Here is an 11682-nt window from a genome sequence, read left to right on the forward strand (position 1 = left end):
CCGGCCCGGCGGTGGGGGCGGCGCTGGCGCATTTGGCCGCGCTGCGCCGGGCGGGCGAGGTGTCCTCGCGGGCCCAGGAAGAAGCGGCGCTGGAGGCTTACCTCGGGAAACGGGCCACGACTCCGTCACCGGGCTGACGGCCCCCGGCTTTCCCCGCCCGTAGAATGCCCCCCTATGCTCCTGAGCCTGCTGACCCAAAACCCTCTGGCGTTCGTGATTATCGCCGCTGCTCTGGCGCTGTCGCTGACCGTCCACGAGTTCGCCCACGCCTGGACCGCCGACCGGCTGGGCGACCCCACGCCGAGGCGCTTCGGGCGCGTGACCCTCAACCCGGCCAAGCATCTGGACCCTCTGGGCACGCTGCTGCTGCTGATCGCCGGATTCGGCTTCGCCAAGCCGGTGCCCATCAATCCGGGCAACCTGGGACGCTGGGGCACCCTGTGGGCGACCGCCGCCGGGCCGATCAGCAACATCCTGATCGCGGTGCTGTGCGCCGTGTTGCTGGCCGTGTTGCCCTCCAGCGGGCTGACCGTGGTCATCCTGCTGACGGTCCTGAGCGTCAACATCGTGCTGGCGGTCTTCAACCTGATTCCGATCCCGCTGCTCGACGGCAGCCGCATCCTGGGAGCACTGGTGCCCTCGCTGGGGCGCAGCCTCGCGCAGTTCGAGGCCCAGCCCTTTTCCTTCCTGCTGGTGATGCTCTTTATCTTCCTGGCCAGCGAGCCCATCGGGCAGATCATCGGAACGGTGCAGGGCTGGGTGCTGGGTCTGGTCGGTGTGGGCTGACCTTCAGCCCATACCAGGAGGCCCCAGCCGCTCTGGCCGGGGCCCTTTCCTTTTCCCGTCCCTTTCCCGATTTCCGACTTCAGCGCAGGTGGAACATCATCGCCACGTGCGCCCCGCTGCCGCCCAGCACGAACAGGTGCCAGATCTCGTGGAACCCGAAGCCGGGGCGAGGATTCCAGCGCTTGGTTCCGTAGATCACCGCGCCGACCGAGTACAGCACGCCCCCCACTGCCAGCCAGAAGAGGGCCGCGCCGGGCAGGCTGCGGGCGAGCTGCGGCAGGAACAGCAGCGCCAGCCAGCCCATTCCCAGGTAAAGCAGCGTGCTGACCCAGCGCGGCAGCCGCATGGTGAGCAGCTTGAGCGCCGTGCCCGCCCCGGCGATGCCCCACACCAGCCACAGCACGGCGCCTTGCCAGACCCCCTCCAGCCCGAAGTAGGCGACCGGGGTGTAACTTCCGGCGATCAAGAGAAAGATGCCCGCGTGGTCGAGCTTGCGCAGCCACAGCAGCCCGCGCTCGCCGGGGTGAAAGGAGTGGTAGCTGGCCGAGGCCGCGTACAGCGCGACCATGCTCAGCCCGAACACGGCAAAGGGCCACAGCGCCAGCCCCCGCGCCGAGGCCCAGCCCAGCAGCGGCCCCAGCGTGATGAGCGCCGCGAGGGCGCCGCCCCAGTGGGTCAGGGCGCTGACGGGTTCGCGGGGGGCGGTCAGCAGTCGCTTCACGCCCTGCACGGTAGAGCGTGGGCCGCGAAGGATGTGGCGACTGGAACGCAGTGCGCGGCGCCGCTCCCTGGGTCCGGCCTACTTCCCACCGTAGTTGGGCGCTTCCCGGGTGATGGTGACCCCGTGGGGGTGGCTCTCGACCAGGCTCGCGCCCGTGATGCGGACGAACTGGGCTTCGCGGCGCAGGGTGCCCAGGTCGGGAGCGCCGCAGTAGCCCATGCTGCTCCGGAGGCCGCCGACAAACTGGTAAATCACCTCGCCCGCCGTGCCCCGGTAGGCGATGATGCCCTCGATGCCCTCGGGGACGAACTTGCGGCTCCCTCCCTGGAAGTAGCGGTCGGCGCTGCCCTGATCCATCGCACCGAGACTGCCCATGCCCCGGTAGCTCTTGTAGCGGCGGCCGTCACGCAGCACGACCTCGCCGGGGGCCTCGTCGGTTCCGGCCAGCATGGAACCCATCATCACGGCGCTTGCCCCCGCCGCGATGGCCTTGGGCACGTCGCCCGTCTGCTTGATGCCCCCGTCCGCGATCACCGGAATGCCCGCCTCCAGCGCCGCCGCCGAGGCCTCGAAGATGGCGGTGATCTGGGGGACACCGACGCCGGTCACAATACGGGTGGTACAGATCGACCCAGGGCCTATGCCCGCCTTGACTGCGTCTGCACCGGCCAGAATCAGATCACGCGCTCCCGCCCGCGTGGCGATGTTGCCTGCAATCACGTCCACATCGAAGGTCTCCTTCACCCGCGCCAGCGCGTTCAGGATGCCCTGGCTGTGGCCGTGGGCGCTGTCGAGCACCAGCACGTCGGCGCCCGCCGTGACCAGCGCCCCTGCGCGGTCCATCAGGTCGGCCCCCACCCCGATGGCCGCGCCCACCCGCAGCCGCCCGAGGTCGTCCTTGGCCGCGCGGGGGTACTTCACCCGCTTGGTGAGGTCCTTGATGGTGATCAGGCCCTTGAGGAAGCCGTCCCCGTCGGTCACCAGCAGCTTCTCGATGCGGTGGCGCTTGAAGATCTCCTGCGCCTGCTCCAGCGTGGTGCCCACCGGCACGGTGACGAGCCCCTCGCGGGTCATCACGTCGGCGACCGGCAGGCTGAGGTCCTCGACAAAGCGCATGTCGCGGTTGGTGATGATGCCCAGCAGCTTGCCCGAGGGGTCGGTGATCGGCACGCCGCTGATCTTGTACTCGGCCATCAGGCGGTCGGCGTCGGCCACCGTGGCCGTCCTCGGCAGGGTGATGGGGTCCACGATCATGCCGCTCTCGCTGCGTTTGACCTTGCGGACCATCTCGGCCTGGGCGTCGATACCCATGTTCTTGTGGATGATCCCCAGACCACCCTCCCGCGCCATCGCCACGGCCATCGCGGTTTCGGTCACGGTGTCCATCGCCGCCGACACGAAGGGAATGTTCAGCCGCACCCGCCGGGTAAGCTGGGTCTCCACGCTGACCTCGTGCGGCAGCACCGTGGAGTGCCGGGGCTGCAGCAGCACGTCGTCGAAGGTGATGCCCTCCTGGCCGAACTTGTAGGCGTAGCGGTCTCCCTGGGCCGCCGGGGACGGCTGATCAGATGGCGGCTGGGCGGGCGTCGAGGCGGCACTCATGCCCCGGAGTGTACCCGGAGAGGGTGAGGCCGCCGCCGGGCGTGTCCCGCACCCCTGACCGCCCGCGCTCCCCTTGCACGCCCCCGGGGACCATGCTAGATTCTGCCTCGCCCTCAAAGGGGGGCCGAGAAAGCGCGTGGGGTCGTAGCTCAGCTGGGAGAGCGCGTCGTTCGCAATGACGAGGTCAGGGGTTCGATCCCCCTCGACTCCACCACCAGGAAAAGTCCGCCGTGTGCGGGCTTTTTCGTTGGTGGCCTGCTCCGGCCCCCGTGACAGAAGAATGCCCCGCCCTTTCGAGCGAGGCCCCATTCACCATTCAGAGGTGGGGATGGACCCCCGGCGTCAGCGCCGCACCACCGCCGGGTACTCGGGCTCGTCCCGCAGGGGGGCGAGCGCCGCGACGTTCAGCGGCAGCGTGAGCAACCGCTCGCCCTGACGCACCTGCAGTCCGGCCGCCGCGCCCGACAGCCTCAGCGTGGTGCCCGGCAGGGTCCCCAGCGCCGAGAGCGGCACGTAAGCCGCGCGGCCCACGAACTGGACCGGGAGGGTACGGGGGGGCACCCCAGCTTGCGGCAGACCGAGCGTCACCGTGCGCGGCGTGAGCACCTGCACCCGCGCCCCCAGCGCCGCCGTGAGGTCGCTCAGCGGCAACAGGACCTGCCCGTTCACGACCCGCGCCCCGCGTCCGGCCGCCTCGGCAGCGGCCTGCGGCGTACGGGCGGGGACGGGTGGGGGCGTCACCGGGCGAACGGGCGCCGGGGCCGGAGACTGGACCGCCACTGGAGCGATTGGTACTGGAGCGATTGGTACTGGAGCGGTCGGCACGGGGGCGACTGGCGTCGGCCGGGTCGCCGGAAGCGNCGGGCGGGGACGGGTGGGGGCGTCACCGGGCGAACGGGCGCCGGGGCCGGAGACTGGACCGCCACTGGAGCGATTGGTACTGGAGCGATTGGTACTGGAGCGGTCGGCACGGGGGCGACTGGCGTCGGCCGGGTCGCCGGAAGCGCGGCGAGGGCGGCCCGTTTGGAAGCGGTGCGGGCGGCGGCCTCCTGCGGCGTGAGCACGCGGCCCCACCCGGCAGGCACGCCCCGGAAGGTGGTCCAGGGGCCGTCGGCGATCGGGGCCTGCCGCTCCACGGCGCTCAGGCCACCGCCCTCGGTCGAGAAGTACAGCACGCCCCGGTCACTCACGGCGACGGACGTGTCGATCTTCTTGCCGGTCCGGATCGTCCAGCGGGCCTGCCCGTTCGGGCCGATGGCATGGACCGTCCCGGTCAGGTCCGGCACCACCACGCTGCCGTCGGCGAGGTGCACGGCCGCCGCCGCGACCGGGGCGCCCGCCGCGTAGACCCACTCGTCCTCGCCGGTGGTGTTCACCGCGTAGACCTTGCCGTCGTAGCTCCCCACCACCACGAGGTCATTCCCCGTCACGATGGGGCTGGCGTTCACGAACAGGTCGGTCTGCCGGGTCCAGCGCAGCTTGCCCGCCGGGTCGAGCGCGTAGAGCTTGCGGTCGCTGGAGCCGAAGTAGATGTTGCCCTGCCGATCAATGGCCGGGCTGCTGAACACCAGCGATCCGGCCCCGAAGGTCCACTTGAGTTTGCCGTCAGGCGTCAGCGCGTGCAGGCGGTTGTTCTGGGCCCCGAAGTAGATCGTGCCGTCCTGCGCGACCGCCGGGCTGCTGAAGACGGGCGCCCCCACCCCGAAGGTCCACAGCACCTGCCCTCCCGGCCCCAGCGCGTACACGGTGCCGCCTGCCGTCGCCGCAATCACGCTGCCGTCGGCCCGCAGCGCCGGACTGGCGAAGATGTCGCCGTCGAGCCGAGTCCGCCACAGCTGCTTGCCGGAGGCGTCCACCGCGTAGAGGTGGTCGTCGTAGGAGGCCGCGATCACGGTTCCCTGCGGGGTGATCACCGGACTGGCCCGGCCAATATCGCCCACCGGAAGACTCCAGCGCTCGACCCCCCGCCCGTCGGTGCGGTGCAGCCGGGTATCCGAGCCCACGAAGTAGAGGTCGCCGTCGTCGGCGACGGCCACGCTGGACAGCACCTTGAGGTCCTTAAACCAGGTGACTGGAGGAGCTGCGGCTGCGGGAGTCGCGGCGGTCACCGGGCCCTGGGCGGCAGCGGCAGACGCGAGCAGGGCAAGTGAGAACATCAGGATTTTTCTCATGTGAACGTAAGCTCCTTTACAGTCCCTTTACAGGGTGCTTTGGCGGATGGACGGTCGCCAAGCTAGCGTCTTAAGATGCTCTGGCTATGAAAAAGATTCTCATGCTGACTGCGTTCGCCCTGGCGGGACTGGCCGCCGCCCAGGACACCACCACGCCGCCCACCGACACCAGCACCGAGACCCAGCAGACCGAGACCACGGAAACAACCACCGAGACGGCGGAAACCACCACGACCACCACCGAGACCACCGTGCAGACGGGCACCGCCGTGTCGCCCGCGAACCTCAGCGCCGCCGAGAACTTCGCCCGCGCCCAGGAGTTCGCCGTGCAGGCCGACGTGGCCTACCCGCTGCCTTTCTATGACCGCACGCTCTGGAAGGCCGCCGTGGACCACGCCTTCTACGCCGCGCAGCAGGAAGCCACCAACCGCAACTACCAGGCTTACCTCGCGCAGCTCTACACCAAGACCCAGTGGTGGATCAACGCCTACAACGCCTGGACCCGCCTCGGCGAACTGAACGACATCGAGCGCCAGCTGGCCAGCCTCAGCGCGGCCAAGCTCGCCTACATCGCCCTGCAGCGTGGCGACCGCGCCGCTGCCCGGACCTACGTGGACCAGGGCCTGAGCTGGGCCGACAGCGCCAGCCTCCGCGCCATCCAGAGCCGCCTGTAAAGCCAGTCGCTTTCGCTGCGCCCTCCCTGTGGGGGCGCAGTTTTTTGCTCTCTGCTCGTGGCTCTGGCCCCGTAGACTGCCCCCATGCGCGTCCTCGCCCTGTCCGACACCCACGGCCTGCTGCGCCCGGAGGTGCTGCCCCTCGTTGCGCAGGCCGACGCCGTGCTGCACGCCGGGGACGTGGGCACCCTGCAGGTGCTGGAGGCGCTACGGGCCGCCTCCCCCGGACCGGTTCACGCGGTGCGCGGCAATGTGGACCGCACGCCGCCCCTCTCCGAGTTGCCGGAGACGGCGCTGCTGGAGCTGGGCGGCGTCTGGGTATACCTGCTGCACGACCTGAATGACCTCGACCTCTCCCCTGTCGCCGCCGGGGTCCGGGTGGTGATCTCGGGGCATACCCACCAGCCCCGGCGCGAGGAGCAGGAGGGCGTCCTTTTCCTGAATCCGGGGTCGGTGGGGCCGCGCCGCTTCCGGCTGCCGGTGGCCTGCGCGTGGCTGCGGCTGGAGAGGGGCCGCGTGCGGGCCGAACCCGTCACCCTGGCGCTCTGAGCCGTCCTGAAGCGGGTGCTAGCCTGCCTGCCATGACGGCTCTCTCCGCTCCCGTGCGTGTCCACGGCACCCTGCACGCCCTGCAGGTGCCTATCCCCTACCCCATGAAGACGGTCACGGTGCTGATCGACACCGGCGGCCCGGTCACGCTGATCGACACGGCGCTCGACACGCCGGAAGCGCGGGAGACCATCGAGGACGGGCTCGCCGCGCTGGGCCTGCACTGGCCGGACGTGGAACGGGTCCTCATCACCCACCACCACCCCGACCACTACGGGCTGGCAGGGCTGGTCGAGGAACGCGGCGGGGCGACCGTGCAGATGCTCGACGTGGAAATCGGGCGTGGCGAGCGCTACTGGCACCTCTGGGAAGAGTGGCTGCCGGGGCACATCAAGCACATGGCCGACCACGGCCTGCCGCCCGGGATGCTGGATACCCTGGAGCGCGACAGCCGCCGCACCCGCGACCGCGTGCACCCCGCCAGCCGGGTGCAGCCGCTGCGCGAGGGCCAGCATGTCCCGCTGGCCGGGACCGAGTGGGAGGTGCTGTGGCTGCCCGGCCACGCCGACGGCCACCTGGGCCTCTGGAACCCGGAAGAGAGCCTGCTGATCGCCGGGGACGCCATCCTGCCGCGCATCAGCCCCAACATCGGCCTGTACGCCTATACCCGGCCCGATCCGCTGGGGGACTACCTGCAGACGCTGGGCAAGCTCGAAGCCCTCAACCCGCGCCGGGCGGTCGTGGGACACCACGGCCCCGTCATGGAAGGCGTGCAGGCCCGCGCCCGTGAGTTGCGCTCGCACCACCACGAGCGGCTCGACTTCGTGCAGGCAGAGGGGGCGCGGGAAGCCCGCACCGCCTATGAACTGAGCCTCGCCATGTTCCCGCGTGACCTGAACGTCGCCGGGCGGCGCTTTGCCCTGGCAGAGACGCTGGCGCACGCCGAGCACCTGCGGTTGCTGGGGGCGCTGGCCCGCACCTGGCAGGACGGGGCGTGGGTGTACCACGCCTGAAGCTCGCCGCCCGTTGACCCCTGCCCTGGCCACCGTTGCGGCGCGACCTCCGCTCTATACTCGCGCCCATGACGGCCCCGGAACTTCAGCGCATCATGCGGGCACTCTCGGAGAGCGGGTTCACGGTCGAGGCGGTCGAGGACGGCGCCCTGGTGCGCCACGGCGAGAGCCGGGTGGCCCTGTTCGTGGAGCCTGATCCCCACGGCGGCGTGATTGTCCGGCTGCACCTCGACCTTGACCTGTACGTCGAGGAAGACTCGCTCGCGGACATCCTGATGGGCATGAACCTGATGAACCAGGGCCTCGACTACGGCGCCCTCAACCTCGATCCGGTCGAGGAGGAGGACACGCCGGAGGACGCCCCGCTGACGTTTGCCGTGCTGGGCCGCGCCGTGCTGTGGCTGCGCGACCTCGGCCCCGACGAGCTGGAGCGCCTGCGCGAGCACCTGCGCCGCTTCGAGGCAGAAGTGACCGAGGCGGTCGAGCGGACCCTGCACGGGGGCGGGGGAATTCGGGCCTGACAGTGGACAGGAAACGGCGCGAGGGCCGGGGCGTGAATGCCCCGGCCCTTCCGCTGTTGCCGTCTTACTGGCGGTCTTGCAGCGGCACGTACTTCCCGTCGCGCTCGCCGGTGTACACCGCGTCGGGGCGCAGCAGGCGGTTGTCGCGGGTGTACTCGATCACGCTGGCGCACCAGCCGCTGATGCGGGCCAGCGCGAAGATCGGCGTGAAGTACTCCTTGCGGATGCCCAGGTCGGAATACACCGTGCCCGAGTAGAAGTCCACGTTGGGATAGATGCCCTTGGAGCCGATGCGGTCCACGACCGTCTTCTCGATGGTTTCGAGAATCTGGTAGTAGGTGCTCTTGCCTTCCTTGTTGGCGACCAGTTCGGCGTAGTCGCGCAGCACCCGCGAGCGGGGATCGAAATACTTGTAGACGCGGTGGCCCACGCCCATGATCTTTTCCTTGCGGTCGAGCTTGCCGCTGATGTAGGCCTCGGCCTTCTCGGGAGTCCCGACCTCGTCGAGCATGTCCATGACAGCCTCGTTCGCGCCGCCGTGCAGCGGTCCCTTCAAGGCCCCGACCGCCGAGGTGATGCACGAATACATGTCGCTGAGGGTGCTCGCCGTGGCGATGGCCGTGAAGGTCGAGGCGTTCATGCCGTGGTCGGCGTGCAGCACCAGGGCGATGTCAAACAGGCGGGCCTGCTCCTCGGTCGGCTCCTTGCCCGTCAGCATGTACAGGAAGTTCCCGGCGTGCGTCAGGTCCATGCGGGGGGCCACGATGTCCTGCCCCTCCTGGGCGCGGTTGACGGCCGCGATGATCGTCGAGAATTGCGCGATCATGCGGATGCTGATGGCGCGGCGGGCGTCCTCGCTGGTTTCCTCAGCCTGGGGGTCGAGCAGGCCCAGGTAGGACACGGCCGTCCGCAGGGCCTGCATGGGGTGGACGCCCCGGGGCATCGCCGCGATCACGTCCAGCAGCGCCTGCGGCACCGCGCGGTTGGCCTTGAGTTCGGCGTCGAAGGCGGCGAGTTCGGCGGCAGTGGGCAGCTTGCCGTCGAGCAGGGCCAGCGACAGTTCCTCGAAGGTGCTGTGCTCGGCCCACTCCTGAATCGGGATGCCGAGGTGGGTCAGGATGCCCTCGGTCCCGTTGATAAAGGTCAGTTTGCTCTCGGTAAAGAGGACGCCTTCCAGCCCCTTGGCAACGTTGGCGGTGTTCGTCATGGTGGGCCCACCATACCACCGCCCCTGCCCGGACCGTGCGCCCCGCACGGTTCCCGCCCCGGTGACAAGGGCAGGACCACGCGCCCCTACAATGCCCGCCATGTCGGCGCCCGTTTTCCCCCACCCCGTCACCCTGGCCCTCGATACCGCCACCCCCTTTCTGACCCTGGCCCTGCGCTGGCCCGGCGGCGAGCGGACCTGGCGGGAGGAGGTCGGGCGGGCACACGCCGAACGGCTGGCCGGGGCGGCGGCGGACCTCTTCACGGACGCGGGCCTCCCGTTCCGGGCCGGGACCATCGTGATCGGCACCGGGCCGGGGTCGTATACCGGCGTGCGCGTCGGCGCGAGCTACGCCCTGGGCCTGGGCCGGGTCTGGGGAGCGCGGGTGCTGGGCGTGCCCACCCTGGAAGGGCTGGTCGGCGGCCTGGAGGGCGAGGTGGCCGTCTCGCTGGATGCCCGCCGGGAGAACGTGTACGGAGCGGTGTACGAGGTGCGGGGCGGCATGGTGGGCCGGGTGCTTCACCCGCCGCACAAGGACAGCCTGACCGCCTTCGAGACGCTCGCCGCCGGGCGCCCCCACCACCGTGACCCGGCCCCCGACGGCCTCGCGCTGCTGCGGGCAGGGCTGGACCACGGGAGCGAGACGTGGGCGCTGGCGTACCTGTGACGTGGCCCGGCGTGTGGCCCGGTCAAGCCCGCGCCCGCAGCCCCAGCAGCAACCCCGCCGTGTATGCCCCCGCGAAGGGCAAGTTCGCTGTCAGCACCCGCCCCAGCCACGCGGCCCCGGCTTCCCCGCCCTGACGCAGCAGCGGGTCGGCCAGCTCCTGCACGCGCGGCCAGTTCACGCTGAGGAGGTCGAGAGAGGCCAGAAGCTGCACCGCCACGAACAGCAGCCCCAGCAGAATCAGCGCGAGGCGGCCCACCTTCCGCAGCGCGAGCCCGGTGGCAAAGCCCAGCAGCGCCCCCACGCTGAGGTCAGGCAGGACCGAGCGCAGCGCCTCGGTGATGGAGGCGCCCGGACTGCTGGCAGGGGGAAGAAAGGACAAGGTCAGGGGGATGCTAACGCCCCGCCCGGCTCCACGCGCCAAAAGGCGGAGGCGCCGGGGGCGCCGGGCAGGGTATGGTGGGCAGCGACGTGACGCCCGAGCCCGACATCCTCTCGCCCGAGCTGCTGGACCGCCTCAGTCGGGGGGACGAGGCGGCGTGGTACGACTTCGTGTCGGCGCACGAGGGCCGCATGTACGCCTACCTCTACCGGCTGGAGGGCAACGCTGAAGACGCGCTGGACCTGACCCAGGAGGTCTTCTACCGGGCGTGGCGCTCGATCCGCACCTTCCGGCCCGGCGAGCGGGTGCTGCCCTGGCTGTATCAGGTGGCCCGCAACACCCAGATCGAGTCGCACCGCCGCAAGCAGCTTCAGCGCTTCAGCCTCGAAGAAGCGCGGGAGGACGTGGGCTTCGAGGTCACCAGCGCGGCCCGCTCGCCCATGCAGGCCGCCGAGAGCGCCGACGCGCAGGGCCGGGTGCAGCGGGCGCTGATGCAGCTGGCCCCCGAGTCCCGCGAGGCGGTCGTGCTGCGCTTCATGGAAGACCTCCCCTACGACGAGATCGCCCGCATCCAGGGGGTGGCGGTGGGCACCGCCAAGAGCCGCGTCTTCCGGGCCAAGGAGCAGCTCGCAGAACTGCTGGCCGACGCGGCTGACGTGCATTAGGGCCGTTGCCGTCAAGATGGTCCCGTCCTTGACCCCCTCCCCTGGTGGGAAAGGGCCTTGAGAGCTGAGGGGGAGGGGGCGTCCGGACCAGCTCGGCGAATCTTCCCTCCCGTCAGATGCTCGAGGTCCCCGACGAGGACGCGGCAGGTCAGCAGGGGTGTGGCGCTTTCCGCCCCCGACCCCTTGCCCTCCCGACGCCCCTCCCCGGCTGCCGACTGGAACCTGGCGACGGATTTCTCCGTCGCTGGCCCGCTAACGTGGGCGGGTGAGGACAGGGCGATGGATGCGGGGCGGCCTGCTGGCGGGCGTGGCGATGCTGGGGGCGTGTGCGGCGCAGCCCGTGGCGTTCCCGGTCAACTTTTCGATGAACGAGACGCGCCGGGCGCCGCTGACCGTCAGCTTCCGGGCCCAGGCCCCGGCCGAGCACCGGGTGGTGTGGACCTTCGGGGACGGGCAGGAGGGCCAGGGAAAAAACACGAGCCACACCTACTACCGCCCCGGCACCTACACGGTGCGGGCACACCTGCAGGACAGCCGTGGGCGGGTGCGCTCGACGGCGACCGGGCAGGTGAAGGTGGAGAGCAGCGGCCCCGAACGCGCCGAACTCGTCGTGCTGCTGGGGCAGCGAGAGGTGCGGCTCTCGGCGGCGGGGAGCGTGGTCTACCGCCCCGCCACGCCGCGCTTCTCGCTGGACGGGCGGGCGGCCGACGCGGGCCCCCTCCCCGTG

The 11682-nt window shown here is 70.6% G+C and carries 14 protein-coding genes and 1 tRNA gene; 9 read left to right on the plus strand and 6 right to left on the minus strand.

Features of this window, described 5'->3' with window-relative positions:
• The first annotated feature begins 174 nt into the window (after positions 1-174).
• On the plus strand, positions 175-786 hold the full coding sequence (locus tag QOL99_RS10585; RefSeq protein WP_285523693.1) for a site-2 protease family protein: 612 nt from the start codon (positions 175-177) through the stop codon (positions 784-786).
• A gap of 79 nt (positions 787-865) precedes the next feature.
• On the opposite strand, the gene trhA is transcribed toward QOL99_RS10585, so the two are convergent.
• Together trhA and guaB are read right to left on the minus strand one after the other, a co-directional pair.
• On the minus strand, positions 866-1507 hold the full coding sequence (gene trhA / locus QOL99_RS10590; RefSeq protein ID WP_285523695.1) for a PAQR family membrane homeostasis protein TrhA: 642 nt from the start codon (positions 1505-1507) through the stop codon (positions 866-868).
• A gap of 78 nt (positions 1508-1585) precedes the next feature.
• On the minus strand, positions 1586-3109 hold the full coding sequence (gene guaB / locus QOL99_RS10595; protein ID WP_285523697.1) for an IMP dehydrogenase: 1524 nt from the start codon (positions 3107-3109) through the stop codon (positions 1586-1588).
• Positions 3110-3247: 138 nt separating this feature from the next.
• On the opposite strand from guaB, the gene QOL99_RS10600 reads away from it, so the two are divergent.
• Positions 3248-3323, plus strand: a tRNA-Ala gene (locus QOL99_RS10600).
• A gap of 128 nt (positions 3324-3451) precedes the next feature.
• On the opposite strand, the gene QOL99_RS10605 is transcribed toward QOL99_RS10600, so the two are convergent.
• Entirely contained in the window at positions 3452-3850 is a 399-nt protein-coding gene (locus tag QOL99_RS10605) for a hypothetical protein (protein ID WP_285523698.1), read from the minus strand.
• A complete protein-coding gene (locus QOL99_RS10610) occupies positions 3847-5280 on the minus strand; it encodes an outer membrane protein assembly factor BamB family protein (RefSeq protein ID WP_285523699.1) in 1434 nt (477 codons plus the stop codon). The genes QOL99_RS10605 and QOL99_RS10610 overlap by 4 nt, the downstream gene beginning before the upstream one ends.
• An 86-nt stretch (positions 5281-5366) precedes the next feature.
• Between QOL99_RS10610 and QOL99_RS10615 the strand changes: the two genes are divergently transcribed.
• The 4 genes from QOL99_RS10615 (at position 5367) to QOL99_RS10630 (ending at position 8037) form a co-directional block, all read left to right on the plus strand.
• Positions 5367-5954 (plus strand): hypothetical protein, encoded by a 588-nt coding sequence (locus tag QOL99_RS10615; RefSeq protein WP_285523701.1) that lies wholly within the window; start codon positions 5367-5369, stop codon positions 5952-5954.
• 84 nt (positions 5955-6038) lie between these two features.
• Positions 6039-6503 (plus strand): metallophosphoesterase family protein, encoded by a 465-nt coding sequence (locus QOL99_RS10620; RefSeq protein WP_285523703.1) that lies wholly within the window; start codon positions 6039-6041, stop codon positions 6501-6503.
• 32 nt (positions 6504-6535) lie between these two features.
• A complete protein-coding gene (locus QOL99_RS10625) occupies positions 6536-7516 on the plus strand; it encodes an MBL fold metallo-hydrolase (RefSeq protein ID WP_285523705.1) in 981 nt (326 codons plus the stop codon).
• Between the two features lie 68 nt (positions 7517-7584).
• Positions 7585-8037 (plus strand): hypothetical protein, encoded by a 453-nt coding sequence (locus tag QOL99_RS10630; protein WP_285523707.1) that lies wholly within the window; start codon positions 7585-7587, stop codon positions 8035-8037.
• Positions 8038-8101: 64 nt separating this feature from the next.
• Here the strand turns inward: QOL99_RS10630 and QOL99_RS10635 are convergent, their stop codons facing one another.
• Positions 8102-9244 (minus strand): citrate/2-methylcitrate synthase, encoded by a 1143-nt coding sequence (locus QOL99_RS10635; protein ID WP_285523709.1) that lies wholly within the window; start codon positions 9242-9244, stop codon positions 8102-8104.
• A 91-nt stretch (positions 9245-9335) separates the two neighbouring features.
• On the opposite strand from QOL99_RS10635, the gene tsaB reads away from it, so the two are divergent.
• The gene (tsaB, locus tag QOL99_RS10640; RefSeq protein WP_285523711.1) at positions 9336-9911 is read left to right on the plus strand and encodes a tRNA (adenosine(37)-N6)-threonylcarbamoyltransferase complex dimerization subunit type 1 TsaB; all 576 of its coding nucleotides are present in this window, start codon (positions 9336-9338) and stop codon (positions 9909-9911) included.
• A 22-nt stretch (positions 9912-9933) separates the two neighbouring features.
• On the opposite strand, the gene QOL99_RS10645 is transcribed toward tsaB, so the two are convergent.
• Positions 9934-10290 carry an FUN14 domain-containing protein gene (locus QOL99_RS10645; RefSeq protein ID WP_285523712.1) on the minus strand — a complete coding sequence of 119 codons (357 nt, stop codon included), beginning with the start codon at positions 10288-10290 and terminating at the stop codon, positions 9934-9936.
• Positions 10291-10364: 74 nt separating this feature from the next.
• Between QOL99_RS10645 and QOL99_RS10650 the strand changes: the two genes are divergently transcribed.
• Together QOL99_RS10650 and QOL99_RS10655 are read left to right on the plus strand one after the other, a co-directional pair.
• Positions 10365-10955 carry an RNA polymerase sigma factor gene (locus QOL99_RS10650; protein ID WP_407650170.1) on the plus strand — a complete coding sequence of 197 codons (591 nt, stop codon included), beginning with the start codon at positions 10365-10367 and terminating at the stop codon, positions 10953-10955.
• 265 nt (positions 10956-11220) lie between these two features.
• Positions 11221-11682: PKD domain-containing protein (locus QOL99_RS10655; protein WP_285523715.1), on the plus strand; the 462-nt coding region annotated here is incomplete at its 3' end.

Origin of the sequence: Deinococcus rhizophilus, assembly GCF_030271215.1 — a bacterium.
Lineage (GTDB): Bacteria > Deinococcota > Deinococci > Deinococcales > Deinococcaceae > Deinococcus > Deinococcus rhizophilus.